This window comes from Citrobacter sp. Cf088 (genome assembly GCF_030334295.1).
Classification (GTDB): domain Bacteria; phylum Pseudomonadota; class Gammaproteobacteria; order Enterobacterales; family Enterobacteriaceae; genus Citrobacter; species Citrobacter freundii.
In genome coordinates, this window is sequence record NZ_JAOWEE010000054.1 from 90,339 (window position 1) to 103,945 (window position 13,607).

10 protein-coding genes are annotated in these 13,607 nt (G+C 54.5%); 8 read left to right on the top strand and 2 right to left on the bottom strand.

From position 1 onward, the window contains the following. Positions 1–50: 50 nt before the first annotated feature. Entirely contained in the window at positions 51–689 is a 639-nt protein-coding gene (gene msrA, locus OGV71_RS18980) for a peptide-methionine (S)-S-oxide reductase MsrA (RefSeq protein WP_003025715.1), read from the bottom strand. A 212-nt stretch (positions 690–901) separates the two neighbouring features. Between msrA and tamA the strand changes: the two genes are divergently transcribed. From tamA to OGV71_RS18995, 3 genes are read left to right on the top strand one after another with little or no spacing between them, the layout of a single operon-like run. Continuing rightward, the gene (tamA, locus tag OGV71_RS18985; RefSeq protein WP_003025718.1) at positions 902–2,635 is read left to right on the top strand and encodes an autotransporter assembly complex protein TamA; all 1,734 of its coding nucleotides are present in this window, start codon (positions 902–904) and stop codon (positions 2,633–2,635) included. Then, entirely contained in the window at positions 2,632–6,408 is a 3,777-nt protein-coding gene (gene tamB / locus OGV71_RS18990; protein ID WP_204584200.1) for an autotransporter assembly complex protein TamB, read from the top strand. The genes tamA and tamB overlap by 4 nt, the downstream gene beginning before the upstream one ends. Before the next feature lie 2 nt (positions 6,409–6,410). Further along, on the top strand, positions 6,411–6,755 hold the full coding sequence (locus tag OGV71_RS18995; protein ID WP_003025723.1) for a gamma-glutamylcyclotransferase family protein: 345 nt from the start codon (positions 6,411–6,413) through the stop codon (positions 6,753–6,755). 104 nt (positions 6,756–6,859) lie between these two features. On the opposite strand, the gene ppa is transcribed toward OGV71_RS18995, so the two are convergent. Next, positions 6,860–7,387 (bottom strand): inorganic diphosphatase, encoded by a 528-nt coding sequence (gene ppa, locus OGV71_RS19000; RefSeq protein WP_003025726.1) that lies wholly within the window; start codon positions 7,385–7,387, stop codon positions 6,860–6,862. Positions 7,388–7,696: 309 nt separating this feature from the next. Here ppa and ytfQ point away from each other — a divergent pair, with 309 nt between their 5' ends. The 5 genes from ytfQ (at position 7,697) to OGV71_RS19025 (ending at position 13,498) form a co-directional block, all read left to right on the top strand. After that, the gene (gene ytfQ, locus OGV71_RS19005; RefSeq protein ID WP_003025728.1) at positions 7,697–8,653 is read left to right on the top strand and encodes a galactofuranose ABC transporter substrate-binding protein YtfQ; all 957 of its coding nucleotides are present in this window, start codon (positions 7,697–7,699) and stop codon (positions 8,651–8,653) included. 102 nt (positions 8,654–8,755) lie between these two features. Further along, entirely contained in the window at positions 8,756–10,258 is a 1,503-nt protein-coding gene (gene ytfR, locus OGV71_RS19010) for a galactofuranose ABC transporter, ATP-binding protein YtfR (RefSeq protein WP_016149467.1), read from the top strand. Positions 10,259–10,271: 13 nt separating this feature from the next. Further along, positions 10,272–11,294 carry a galactofuranose ABC transporter, ATP-binding protein YtfT gene (gene ytfT / locus OGV71_RS19015; protein ID WP_008323019.1) on the top strand — a complete coding sequence of 341 codons (1,023 nt, stop codon included), beginning with the start codon at positions 10,272–10,274 and terminating at the stop codon, positions 11,292–11,294. After that, positions 11,281–12,282, top strand: coding sequence for a galactofuranose ABC transporter, permease protein YjfF (gene yjfF, locus OGV71_RS19020; RefSeq protein WP_003025736.1), 1,002 nt, complete (start codon positions 11,281–11,283; stop codon positions 12,280–12,282). The genes ytfT and yjfF overlap by 14 nt, the downstream gene beginning before the upstream one ends. 103 nt (positions 12,283–12,385) lie before the next feature. Beyond that, a complete protein-coding gene (locus tag OGV71_RS19025) occupies positions 12,386–13,498 on the top strand; it encodes a methyl-accepting chemotaxis protein (RefSeq protein WP_003839560.1) in 1,113 nt (370 codons plus the stop codon). The last annotated feature ends 109 nt before the right edge of the window (positions 13,499–13,607 follow it).

Sequence of the window (13,607 nt, forward strand, 5' to 3'; positions counted from 1 at the left end):
TCAGAAGCTAGTATAGCGTAAGGTACTGTAAAGCCGCCAGAGGGCGGCGATTATCCTTGTGGCGGCAGGCAAACGCCAATCCCGCCAATGCCACAATATCCATAAGGATTTTTATGCAGATATTGCTGGTGATCGTCCTCGGCATAGTAGAAAGGCGTTGCCGTAGTGATTTCCGTGGTAATGGTGCGCTCGTCGCCTGCGGCGGTCATAGCTGCCTGAAAACGCTCAAGGCTGGCCTGTGCGGCAGCGGTTTGTTCCGGCGTTAACGGGTAAATGGCGGAGCGATACTGCGTACCCTGGTCGTTCCCCTGACGCATGCCCTGCGCCGGATCGTGATTTTCCCAGAACACCTGCAGCAGTTGTTCGTAGCTGATAACATGCGGGTCATAGACGATGCGTACCGCTTCGGCATGTCCAGTGTCGCCAGAACACACTTCCCGATAGGTTGGGTTTGGGGTGTAGCCGCCGGTGTATCCGGCTGCCGTGCTGTATACACCGGGTAATGACCAGAATAAACGCTCAACGCCCCAGAAACATCCCATGGCGAAATAAGCGGTCTCCATACCGTCGGGCACGTTGGTCATCGAATGTTGGTTAACCGCATGCAGCGTTGCCACTGGCATCGGGGTGTTGCGTCCAGGTAGCGCATCTGCTTGAGTAACAAGATGCTTTCTATCAAATAAACTCATGGCCGTTCTCCCGAAATCAGTCATTTGGGTTAAGGTTGTAACGAGACGCGTCTTTGCCCACAATAAACGGCGTGAATACGTCTAGAGTTAAACATAAGAAATATTTGGGTTGTCGTCTGTTTTTCAACTCTTATTGTTGATTTTTTGTTAAGCCGAGGAACGGCATAGTATTTTTTTCCAGGGGTGGGAAAAAAGGATATTCAGGAGAAAATGTGCCACATATCCGTCAGTTATGTTGGGTGGGATTACTGTGCTTAAGTGGCTCCGCCGCCGCCGCGAATGTTCGCTTACAGGTCGAAGGATTATCAGGACCGCTGGAGAAAAACGTCCGTGCGCAGCTGTCCACGATTCAAAGTGATGAAGTCACTCCAGACCGACGCTTTCGTGCGCGCGTTGATGATGCCATCCGCGAAGGGCTAAAAGCGCTGGGCTACTTTGAGCCGACCATTGATTTTGAACTACGTCCACCGCCGGCGAAAGGCCGCCAGGTGCTGATCGCCAAAGTGACCCCCGGCGAGCCGGTGCTGATTGGAGGCACCGAGGTGATTTTGCGTGGTGGCGCGCGTACGGATAAAGATTATCTGGATCTGTTGAAAACGCGCCCGGCAATCGGCACCGTGCTGAATCAGGGGGACTATGACAACTTCAAAAAGTCACTCACCAGCGTGGCGCTGCGCAAAGGTTATTTCGACAGTGAATTTAATAAAAGCCAGCTTGGAATAGCGCTTGAGCGCCGCCAGGCGTTCTGGGATATCGATTACAACAGCGGCGAACGCTATCGCTTTGGGCATGTCACCTTTGAAGGCTCGCAAATTCGCGATGAGTATCTGCAAAATCTGGTGCCCTTTAAAGAAGGTGAAGAGTACGAGTCGAAAGATCTGGGCGAACTGAACCGTCGTCTGTCGGCGACCGGATGGTTTAACTCCGTGGTCGTCGCGCCGGAGTTTGATAAAGCCCGCAAAACCAAAGTGCTGCCGCTGAAAGGCGTGGTCTCACCGCGCACCGAAAACACCATCGAAACCGGGGTCGGCTATTCAACTGACGTCGGGCCACGGGTGAAGACCTCGTGGAAAAAGCCGTGGATGAACTCCTACGGCCACAGCCTTACGACCAGCGCCAGTATCTCGGCGCCAGAGCAGGTGCTTGATTTCAGCTATAAAATGCCGCTGTTAAAGAACCCGCTGGAACAGTATTACCTGGTACAGGGCGGCTTTAAGCGAACCGATTTAAACGACACCGAGCAGGACTCCACGACGCTTGCGGTTTCCCGCTACTGGGACCTCTCCAGCGGCTGGCAGCGCGCGATTAACCTGCGCTGGAGCCTCGACCACTTTACCCAGGGTAACGTCACCAACACCACTATGCTGCTCTATCCGGGCGTGATGATCAGCCGGACGCGTTCACGCGGCGGCTTGATGCCTGTCTGGGGCGACTCTCAGCGTTATTCTATTGATTACTCCAACACCGCCTGGGGGTCAGATGTTGATTTCTCCGTTTTCCAGGCGCAAAACGTCTGGATCCGTACGCTGTACGATCGCCATCGTTTTGTGATGCGCGGCAACCTCGGCTGGATTGAGACCGGAGACTTCGACAAAGTACCGCCGGACCTGCGTTTCTTCGCCGGGGGCGATCGCAGTATTCGCGGCTATAAATACAAATCTATTTCGCCGGAAGGTAGCGACGGCAAGCTGAAAGGGGCCTCCAAGCTGGCAACTGGCTCGCTGGAATACCAGTACAACGTGACCGGTAAATGGTGGGGCGCGATGTTTGTCGATAGCGGTGAAGCGGTCAGCGATATTCGCCGAAGCGATTTCAAAACCGGTGCCGGGGTCGGCGTACGCTGGCAATCACCAGTGGGGCCTATCAAGCTCGACTTTGCCGTCCCGGTCGGTGACAAAGATGAACATGGTTTACAGTTTTACATCGGTCTGGGGCCTGAATTATGAGTTTATGGAAGAAGATAAGCCTCGGTGTGCTGATTTTTATCCTGCTGTTGTTAGGCACGGTGGCGTTCCTCGTCGGTACCACCTCGGGCCTGCATCTGATCTTCAAAGCCGCTAATCGTTGGGTTCCGGGGCTGGAGATTGGTCAGGTCACCGGTGGCTGGCGGGATTTATCACTGAAAAATATTCGTTATGACCAGCCTGGCGTGGCGGTGAATGCTGGCGAAGTACACCTGGCCGTGGGGCTTAACTGCCTGTGGAACAGCAGTCTGTGCGTCAACGATCTGTCGCTGAAAAATATCAATGTGGCGATCGACAGCAAAAAGATGCCGCCATCCGCGCCGGTTGAGGAAGAAGAGAGCGGTCCGCTTAATCTTTCCACGCCTTACCCCATCACGCTTTCGCGCGTGGCGCTGAACAACATCAATATCAAAATCGATGACACCATGGTTTCGGTGCTGGATTTTACCTCCGGCCTGAACTGGCAGGAAAAAACGCTGACGTTGAAGCCAACGTCATTACAGGGGCTACTGATTGCTCTGCCCAAAGTGGCGGAAGTGGCGCAGGAAGAGGTTGTCGAACCGAAGATTCAAAACCCGCAGCCGGATGAAAAGCCGCTCGGCGAAACGCTAAAAGATCTGTTCTCAAAGCCGGTGCTGCCGGAAATGACCGATGTCCATCTGCCGCTCAATCTCAATATTGAAGAGTTTCGCGGCGAGCAGCTGCGCGTGACCGGAGATACGGATTTAACGGTCCATAGCATGCTGCTAAAAGTGAGCAGCATTGACGGCAACATGAAGCTCGACGCGCTGGACATTGACTCGAATCAGGGAACGGTAAAAGCCAGCGGCACAGCGCAACTGACAGACACGTGGCCGGTTGATATTACGTTAAACAGCACGCTAAACATCGACCCGTTAAAAGGCGAAAAGGTGAAGCTGAAGGTCGGCGGCGCGCTGCGCGAGCAGCTGGAAGTCGGCGTCAATCTGTCTGGTCCGGTGGATATGGACCTGCGTGCACAGACGCGTCTGGCTGAAGCCGGATTACCGCTCAACATTGAGGTGGTGAGTAAGCAGGTTTACTGGCCGTTTACCGGTGAGAAACAGTTCCAGGCCGATGACATCAAACTCAAACTGACCGGTAAGATGACCGACTATACGCTGTCGATGCGTACCGCCGTGAAAGGTCAGGATATTCCACCGGCTACCATCACGCTGGACGCCAAAGGCAACGAACAGCAGATCAATATCGACAAACTCAGCGTTGCGGCGCTGGAAGGGAAAACCGAGCTGAAAGCGCTGGTGGACTGGCAGCAGGCGATCAGCTGGCGCGGGGAGCTAACGCTGGATGGTATCAACACCGCAAAAGCGATCCCGGATTGGCCGTCAAAACTGAATGGCCTGGTGAAAACTCGCGGCAGTCTGTACGGCGGAAGCTGGCAGATGGAGGTTCCCGAGCTGAAGCTGACCGGCAACGTGAAGCAGAACAAGGTCAATGTGAACGGTTCGCTGAAGGGGAACAGCTACCTGCAGTGGACGATCCCGGGCCTGCATCTGGAACTGGGGCGCAACAGTGCGGACGTAAAAGGTGAACTGGGGGTTAAAGACCTCAACCTCGACGCGACGATTGATGCCCCAAGCCTGGATAACGCGCTGCCGGGGCTGGGCGGTACGGCGAAAGGGCTGGTAAAAGTTCGCGGTACGGTTGAAGCACCACAGCTGCTGGCGGATATTACCGCCCGTGGTCTGCGCTGGCAGGAACTTTCCGTTGCTCAGGTACGCGTTGAAGGGGACGTGAAATCGGCCGAGCAAATCGCCGGTAATCTTAATGTTCGCGTAGAGCGGATTGTACAACCTGACGTGAATATTGGCCTGGTGACGCTCAACGCCAAAGGCAGTGAAAAGCAGCACGAGCTGCAGTTGCGCATTCAGGGTGAACCGGTTTCCGGGCAACTGGATCTTGCCGGGAGCTTTGATCGCAAAGAACAGCGCTGGAAAGGAGAGTTAAGCAATACCCGCTTCCAGACGCCGGTTGGTCCGTGGTCGCTCAACCGGGCTATCGCGCTGGATTACCGTAATCAGGAACAAAAAATTAGTATCGGACCGCACTGCTGGAACAACCCGAATGCGGAGCTGTGCGTACCACAGACGATTGATGCGGGTGCGGAAGGGCGCGCGGTGGTGAATCTAAACCGCTTCGACCTGGCGATGCTAAAACCGTTTATGCCGGAGACAACCCAGGCCAGCGGCGTGTTCACCGGTAAAGCCGATGTGAGTTGGGACACCACCAAAGAGGGGCTGCCACAGGGGCAGGTCACCCTGAGCGGACGTAACGTGAAGGTCACGCAAAGCGTGAATGATGCGCCGCTCCCCGTGGCGTTTGAAACGTTGAATCTGACCGCCGACCTGCACAATAACCGTGCCGAGCTGGGCTGGCTGATTCGTCTGACCAACAACGGACAGTTTGACGGACAGGTGCAGGTAACAGACCCGCAAGGGCGCCGTAATCTGGGCGGTAACGTCAATATTCGCAACTTCAATCTGGCGATGGTGAACCCCATCTTCTCGCGCGGTGAAAAAGCGGCAGGGATGATCAACGCCAACCTGCGGCTGGGCGGCGATGTGCAAAGCCCGCAGTTGCTCGGACAGCTGCAACTGAGCAGTCTGGATATAGACGGTAACTTTATGCCGTTTGACATGCAGCCAAGCCAGTTAGCCGTTAACTTCACCGGAACACGCTCAACGCTGGCGGGCGTGGTGCGTACGCAGCAGGGAGAAATTAACCTGAGCGGCGATGCCGACTGGAGTCAGATAGACAACTGGCGGGCGCGCGTCGCGGCTAAAGGCAGTAGGGTACGTATTACCGTACCGCCAATGGTCCGCCTGGATGTCTCGCCGGACGTGGTCTTTGAAGCCACGCCAAGCCTGTTCACCCTCGATGGCAACGTGGATGTGCCGTGGGCGCGTATCGTGGTACATGACCTGCCGGAAAGCGCGGTTGGGGTTTCCAGCGATATGGTCATGCTTAACAACAATCTGCAGCCCGAGAAACCGCAGACCGCCGGCATTCCGATCAACAGCAACCTGAACATCCACGTCGGTAACAACGTGCGTCTTGACGCCTTTGGTCTGAAAGCGCGTCTGACGGGCGATCTGAAAGTGGTGCAGGATAAGCAGGGGCTGGGGCTGAACGGACAAATTAATATTCCGAGCGGTCGCTTCCATGCCTATGGTCAGGATCTGATTGTGCGTAAGGGCGAGTTGTTGTTCTCCGGTCCGCCGGATCAGCCGTTGCTCAACATCGAAGCGATTCGTAACCCTGATGCCACCGAAGACGACGTGATCGCTGGCGTTCGCGTCACTGGTACCGCCGATGAACCGAAGGCGGAGATCTTCTCTGACCCGGCAATGTCGCAGCAAATGGCGCTTTCCTACCTGCTACGCGGACAAGGGCTGGATAGCGAGCAGAGCGATAGCGCAGCGATGACCTCAATGCTTATTGGTCTGGGGGTTGCACAAAGTGGTCAGGTTGTGGGTAAAATCGGGGAGACATTTGGCGTAAGCAATCTGGCACTGGACACGCAAGGGGTGGGCGACTCATCTCAGGTGGTTGTCAGCGGATACGTACTGCCAGGTCTGCAGGTGAAATATGGTGTGGGTATATTTGACTCCTTAGCGACACTCACGCTACGTTATCGTCTGATGCCTAAGCTATATCTGGAAGCAGTGTCTGGCGTAGATCAGGCACTTGATTTGCTCTATCAGTTCGAGTTTTAGCAATGCGAATATTTGTCTACGGCAGTTTACGAACCAAACAAGGCAACAGCCACTGGATGACCAATGCCCTGTTGCTGGGAAATTTCAGTATCGATAACTACCAGTTGTACAGCCTGGGCCACTATCCAGGCGCGGTTCCGGGAAATGGAACAGTACACGGGGAAGTTTATCGTATTGATAACGCCACGCTGGCAGAGCTTGACGCTCTGCGTACCCGCGGCGGTGAATACGCACGCCAGTTAATTCAAACGCCGTACGGAAGTGCATGGATGTACGTGTACCAACGTCCGGTTGATGGCTTAACGCTGATTGAAAGCGGTAACTGGTTAGACAGAGACCAGTACTGATGTGAACACGCCACCTTCGGGTGGCGTTGTTTTATGTGCCTGTTGCACTTGTATCAGGGCACAAAAAAGCCCCGACATGCGGGGCTAAGCATCAAAAGTAAAACTTACTTCTTCGCGCGCTCGAAGGAAGCAACGATTTCAGCTTTAGCGGCTTCAGCGTTGTCCCAACCGTCAACTTTTACCCATTTGCCAGCTTCGAGATCTTTGTAGTGTTCGAAGAAATGGGTGATCTGCGCTTTCAGCAGTTCCGGCAGGTCGGTCACATCTTTGATGTGATCGTATTCTTTGCTCAGCTTGGTGTGCGGTACCGCAACCAGTTTCGCATCTTCACCGGATTCGTCGGTCATTTTCAGTACGCCAACCGGACGGCAACGAATCACTGAACCTGGCTCCAGCGGGTACGGAGTCGGGACCAGAACGTCTACCGGGTCACCGTCCAGAGACAGGGTGTGGTTGATGTAACCGTAGTTGCACGGATAGAACATCGCGGTGGACATGAAGCGGTCAACGAACAGGGCGCCGCTCTCTTTGTCAACTTCGTATTTGATCGGATCTGCGTTAGCAGGGATCTCGATAACAACGTAGATATCTTCCGGCAGGTCTTTACCGGCAGGGACGTTGAGTAAGCTCATGTCTGTTTCCTTTAAATAAGCTATGGCAAACAAGTGGCGGGTATTATAGCCAACTCGCGCGGAATGTCTCCGCTTGTTTTCGCTTTCTCTGCGTGCATTTTCTTCTTTTCGCCTCTCTCTCGTGACAGAAAAATCCATATCTTCAGCCGCATTTTTCATAGCGAGATGAAAGCGATTACAAAGTTGTGATTAACGTTTTATTTACTTTTTTGAAGTGTGATGTAACGCAATCCGTTACATGCTCAATTGTCTATAGTTTTTTCGCAACGGTTAATTAACCAACAATAATCACCCTACGAGGACGCACTTATGTGGAAGCGCTTACTTTTAGTCACAGCAGTTTCGGCAGCCATGTCGTCTATGGCAATGGCAGCCCCTTTAACCGTAGGATTTTCGCAGGTTGGCTCTGAATCCGGCTGGCGCGCAGCAGAAACCAACGTCGCGAAAAGCGAGGCCGAAAAGCGGGGAATTACGCTGAAAATCGCTGATGGCCAACAAAAGCAGGAAAACCAGATTAAAGCAGTTCGCTCATTTGTTGCGCAGGGCGTCGACGCCATCTTTATTGCACCGGTCGTGGCAACAGGTTGGGAGCCGGTTTTAAAAGAAGCGAAAGATGCCGACATTCCGGTCTTTTTGCTTGATCGTTCCATCGATGTAAAAGACAAATCTCTCTATATGACCACCGTCACCGCCGACAACGTGCTGGAAGGCAAATTGATTGGCGACTGGCTGATTAAACAAGTGGACGGCAAGCCGTGTAACGTCGTTGAGCTGCAAGGGACCGTCGGGGCCAGCGTGGCGATCGATCGTAAAAAAGGCTTTGCTGAAGCCATCGCCAGTGCGCCAAACATCAAAATTATCCGTTCTCAGTCCGGTGACTTCACCCGCAGTAAAGGGAAAGAAGTGATGGAGAGCTTTATCAAAGCAGAAAACAACGGCAAGAACATCTGCATGGTTTACGCCCACAACGATGACATGGTGATCGGTGCTATCCAGGCGATCAAAGAAGCGGGTCTGAAACCCGGCAAAGATATTCTCACCGGTTCTATCGACGGCGTACCGGATATCTACAAAGCGATGATTGACGGTGAAGCCAACGCCAGCGTCGAACTGACGCCGAATATGGCCGGTCCGGCATTCGACGCGCTGGAGAAATTCAAAAAAGACGGCACGATGCCTGAGAAGCTGACCATTACCAAGTCGATCCTCTATCTGCCGGATACGGCGAAAGAAGAGTTAGAGAAGAAGAAAAACATGGGCTACTAAGCCTTCATGAAAATGCCGGGGCGCTGCGCTTGCCCGGCCTACATTACGCTCTTTTGTAGGCCGGATAAGCGTAGCGCCATCCGGCGTGATGCAGGGGGAATCATGACCACCGACCAACATCAGGAAATCCTCCGCACCGAAGGATTAAGCAAGTTCTTTCCCGGCGTCAAAGCGTTGGATAACGTGGATTTCAGCTTGCGTCGCGGTGAAATTATGGCGCTGCTGGGGGAAAACGGAGCCGGCAAATCGACGCTCATCAAAGCGCTGACCGGCGTTTACCATGCAGATCGCGGCACTATCTGGCTCGAAGGCCAACCGATCTCCCCCAAAAACACCGCCCATGCCCAGCAACTGGGGATTGGCACCGTGTACCAGGAAGTGAACCTGCTGCCCAATATGTCGGTCGCCGATAACTTATTTATTGGCCGTGAGCCGCGGCGTTTTGGCCTGCTTCAGCGCAAGCAGATGGAAAAACGCGCGACGGAGCTGATGGCGTCATACGGTTTTTCCCTTGACGTGCGTGAGCCGCTGAACCGCTTTTCCGTGGCGATGCAACAAATCGTCGCCATCTGTCGGGCGATCGATCTCTCCGCGAAAGTGCTGATCCTCGATGAGCCGACCGCCAGCCTCGATACCCAGGAAGTTGAAATGCTGTTCGGCCTGATGCGTCATCTGCGCGATCGGGGCGTCAGCCTGATCTTCGTCACTCATTTCCTCGATCAGGTTTATCAGGTCAGCGATCGCATCACCGTTCTGCGTAACGGCGGCTTCGTTGGCTGCCGTGAAACCCGGGAATTACCGCAAATTGAACTGGTCAAAATGATGCTGGGTCGCGAACTGGATACCCATGCGCTACAGCGTGCGGGCCGCACATTGCTTAGCGATAAGCCGGTGGCGGCCTTTAGCGACTTTGGCAAAAAAGGCACCATCGCGCCGTTTGATCTACAGGTGCGTCCCGGTGAGATCGTCGGTCTCGCAGGACTGCTGGGATCCGGGCGAACGGAAACGGCAGAGGTGATCTTCGGTATTAAACCCGCCGACAGCGGAAGTGCGCTGATCAAAGGCAAACCGCAGACCTTGCGATCGCCGCATCAGGCTTCGTGTTTGGGGATCGGTTTCTGTCCGGAGGATCGCAAAACGGATGGTATTATTGCCGCCGCTTCGGTGCGGGAAAACATCATTCTGGCATTGCAGGCGCAGCGCGGCTGGCTGCGGCCTATCCCACGGAAAGAACAAAACGAGATTGCCGAGCGTTTTATCCGCCAGCTCGGAATTCGCACCCCTAACGCTGAACAGCCGATCGAGTTTCTCTCCGGCGGCAATCAGCAAAAAGTATTGCTCTCGCGCTGGTTACTGACCAAACCGCAGTTCCTGATCCTCGATGAACCCACACGTGGGATCGACGTCGGCGCGCATGCGGAGATTATCCGACTGATCGAAACGCTGTGCGCGGATGGTCTGGCGCTGCTGGTCATTTCATCCGAACTGGAAGAGTTAGTGGGCTATGCCGATCGGGTCATTATTATGCGCGATCGCAAACAAGTGGCCGAGATCCCACTGGCTGAACTGTCCGTACCGGCGATCATGAACGCCATTGCGGCCTAAGGAGACTATGGTGATGCCTCAATCTCTCCCTCAATCCAATCCGCCTAAACGGCGGTTCCGTTGGCCAAAGGGGATGCCACAACTGGTGGCGTTACTGCTGGTGCTGCTGGTGGATAGCCTGGTCGCCCCGCACTTCTACCAGGTGATTTTGCAGGATGGTCGGCTGTTTGGTAGCCCGATTGATATTCTCAACCGCGCCGCTCCCGTGGCGCTGTTGGCGATTGGTATGACGCTGGTGATTGCCACCGGCGGCATCGACCTTTCCGTGGGGGCCGTCATGGCTATTGCTGGCGCCACTACTGCGGCGATGACGGTGGCCGGGCACAGTCTACCGGTGGTGCTGCTTGCCGCCTTAGGCTCCGGCATTCTGGCCGGGCTGTGGAATGGGATTCTGGTGGCCATACTCAAGATCCAACCGTTTGTCGCCACGCTAATCCTGATGGTGGCCGGGCGTGGAGTGGCGCAGCTTATCACTTCCGGGCAAATCGTCACTTTCAACTCGCCCGAGCTGTCGTGGTTTGGTAGCGGCTCGCTCTTACTGTTCCCTACGCCGGTAATTATTGCACTGCTCACGCTGGTGGTGTTCTGGCTGCTGACGCGGAAAACGGCGCTGGGTATGTTTATCGAAGCGGTGGGTATCAACATTCGTGCGGCAAAAAACGCTGGGGTGAACACCCGCATTATCGTGATGCTCACCTATGTGCTGAGCGGCCTGTGCGCGGCTATCGCTGGCATTATCGTCACGGCGGATATCCGCGGGGCAGACGCCAATAACGCCGGATTATGGCTGGAACTGGATGCCATCCTGGCGGTAGTCATCGGTGGTGGCTCGCTAATGGGCGGGCGCTTTAACCTGCTGCTGTCGGTGGTAGGCGCGTTGATTATTCAGGGCATGAACACCGGGATTTTGCTGTCGGGCTTCCAGCCGGAACTGAATCAGGTGGTCAAAGCCGTGGTGGTGTTGTGTGTGCTGGTCGTGCAATCACAACGCTTTATCAGCCTGATAAAAGGAGTGCGTGGTCATGATAAAACGTAATTTACCGCTGATGATCACCCTCGGCGTGTTTGTGCTGGGCTACCTTTACTGCCTGACGCAGTTTCCAGCTTTTGCTTCCACCCGGGTGATTTGCAATATCCTGACCGATAACGCTTTTTTAGGGATTATCGCCGTGGGCATGACCTTCGTGATCCTCTCTGGCGGGATCGACCTTTCCGTTGGCTCGGTGATCGCGTTTACCGGCGTATTTTTGGCGAAGGCCATTGGCTATTGGGGTATTTCCCCGCTGCTGGCGTTCCCCCTGATTTTGCTGATGGGCTGCGCGTTTGGCGCGTTTATGGGGTTACTGATTGATGCGCTGAAGATCCCAGCATTCATTATTACGCTGGCGGGAATGTTCTTCCTGCGCGGCGTCAGCTATCTGGTTTCAGAAGAATCCATCCCGATTAACCATCCGATTTATGACACGCTCTCAAGTCTGGCATGGAAAATTCCTGGCGGCGGTCGCCTGAGCGCGATGGGGTTGTTAATGCTGGGCGTGGTGGTGATTGGCATCTTCCTTGCGCATCGTACGCGCTTTGGTAATCAGGTTTACGCCATTGGCGGCAACGCCACCTCTGCTAACCTGATGGGCATTTCTACTCGCAGCACAACGATCCGCATTTATATGCTGTCTACCGGGCTGGCGACGCTTGCCGGCATTGTGTTTTCCATTTACACCCAGGCGGGTTATGCGCTGGCGGGCGTTGGCGTTGAGCTGGATGCGATTGCCTCAGTGGTGATTGGCGGAACGCTGCTAAGCGGCGGCGTGGGAACGGTGTTGGGTACGCTATTTGGCGTGGCGATCCAAGGGCTGATCCAGACCTACATTAATTTTGATGGCACATTAAGTTCCTGGTGGACGAAGATCGCGATTGGCATTTTATTGTTTATTTTTATAGCGTTACAACGTGGCCTGACGGTGCTTTGGGAAAATCGTCAAAGCTCGCCGGTTACCCGAGTGGGTACGGCGGCAACACCAAAGTAACATCCTGATTTTGCACAAAACATTTAAATACCTAAACTTTTTCCGGTTGTAGTCGATAGGTTCTGTACAGGTCTGTTTTAACCCTACAACCGGAAATATAACGATGCCAAAATCCCTTTCAATTCGATCAAGTTTGTTGGTGTTATTGTCTTTGCTGACTTTCCTTCTGTTACTGACCGGTGGTATGGGGCTATATGCCTCGACGCGTGTCATTACATCATTGATTTATCACGGTATTATGAGCGCTGCGATGTTGGCTGCTATCGCATTGCTGGCGGTTATTTGGTTTATGCTGCGAAATAAGTTTCTCAAACCGCTGGATAATATGGTTGAGCAACTGGAACGTCTGGCGACGGGGGATTTATCACCGGTTACCACGCTGTCGGCCAGCGCTGAATTCAACCGACTGAACGCGGCAATGGATGACATGCGCCATGCGCTGGGCGACTCGGTACAACGCGTACGCGATGCCAGTTCGCAAATTGATATTGGCAGTCGTGAACTGACGGCCGGGAACCAGCATCTGGCGCAACGCACTGAATCGACAGCCACTTCACTGGAGCAGACCGCCGCCAGCATGGAAGAACTCACGGCGACGGTGAAACAGAATGCGCAGAACGCGGAACAGGCTCACCAACTGGCGAAATCGGTGTCGGATACCGCCGATCGCGGTAGTGAAATGGTGTGCTATGTGATCGAGAAAATGCGCGATATTTCCGGCAGCTCCAGCCGAATCGCCGACATCCTCAGCGTAATCGACGGTATTGCTTTCCAGACCAATATCCTGGCGCTCAACGCTTCCGTTGAAGCGGCGCGCGCCGGTGAGCAGGGGCGGGGCTTTGCGGTTGTTGCAGGTGAAGTACGTAATCTGGCCAGCCGCAGCGCCGAGGCGGCCAAAGAGATCCGCACGTTAATCAGCGATTCGCACACCCACGTAGGGGAAGGCAGCGAACTGGCGCAGCAGGCGGGCGAAACCATGGATGAGATTGCCAATGAAGTCATGCGCATGACCAAACTGATGCGTGAAATTGCCAGTGCGTCCCAGGAACAGAGTCGCGGCATAGAACAGGTGAATATTGCGGTGATTCAGATGGATGAAACGGCGCAGCAAAATGCGGCGCTGGTACAGCAGTCGTCAGCGGCTACCCGCTCGCTGGAAGAACAGTCTTCAGCGCTAATCGAAGCAATGGCCGTATTTAAGCTACAGACAGCCTAACCATGCGTAGGCCGGATAAAGGCGTTTACGCCGCCATCCGGCAATATCACCGTATTGTGCCGGATGGCACTTCGCTTATCCGGCCTGCAACGTGCTGTAGGCCGGATGT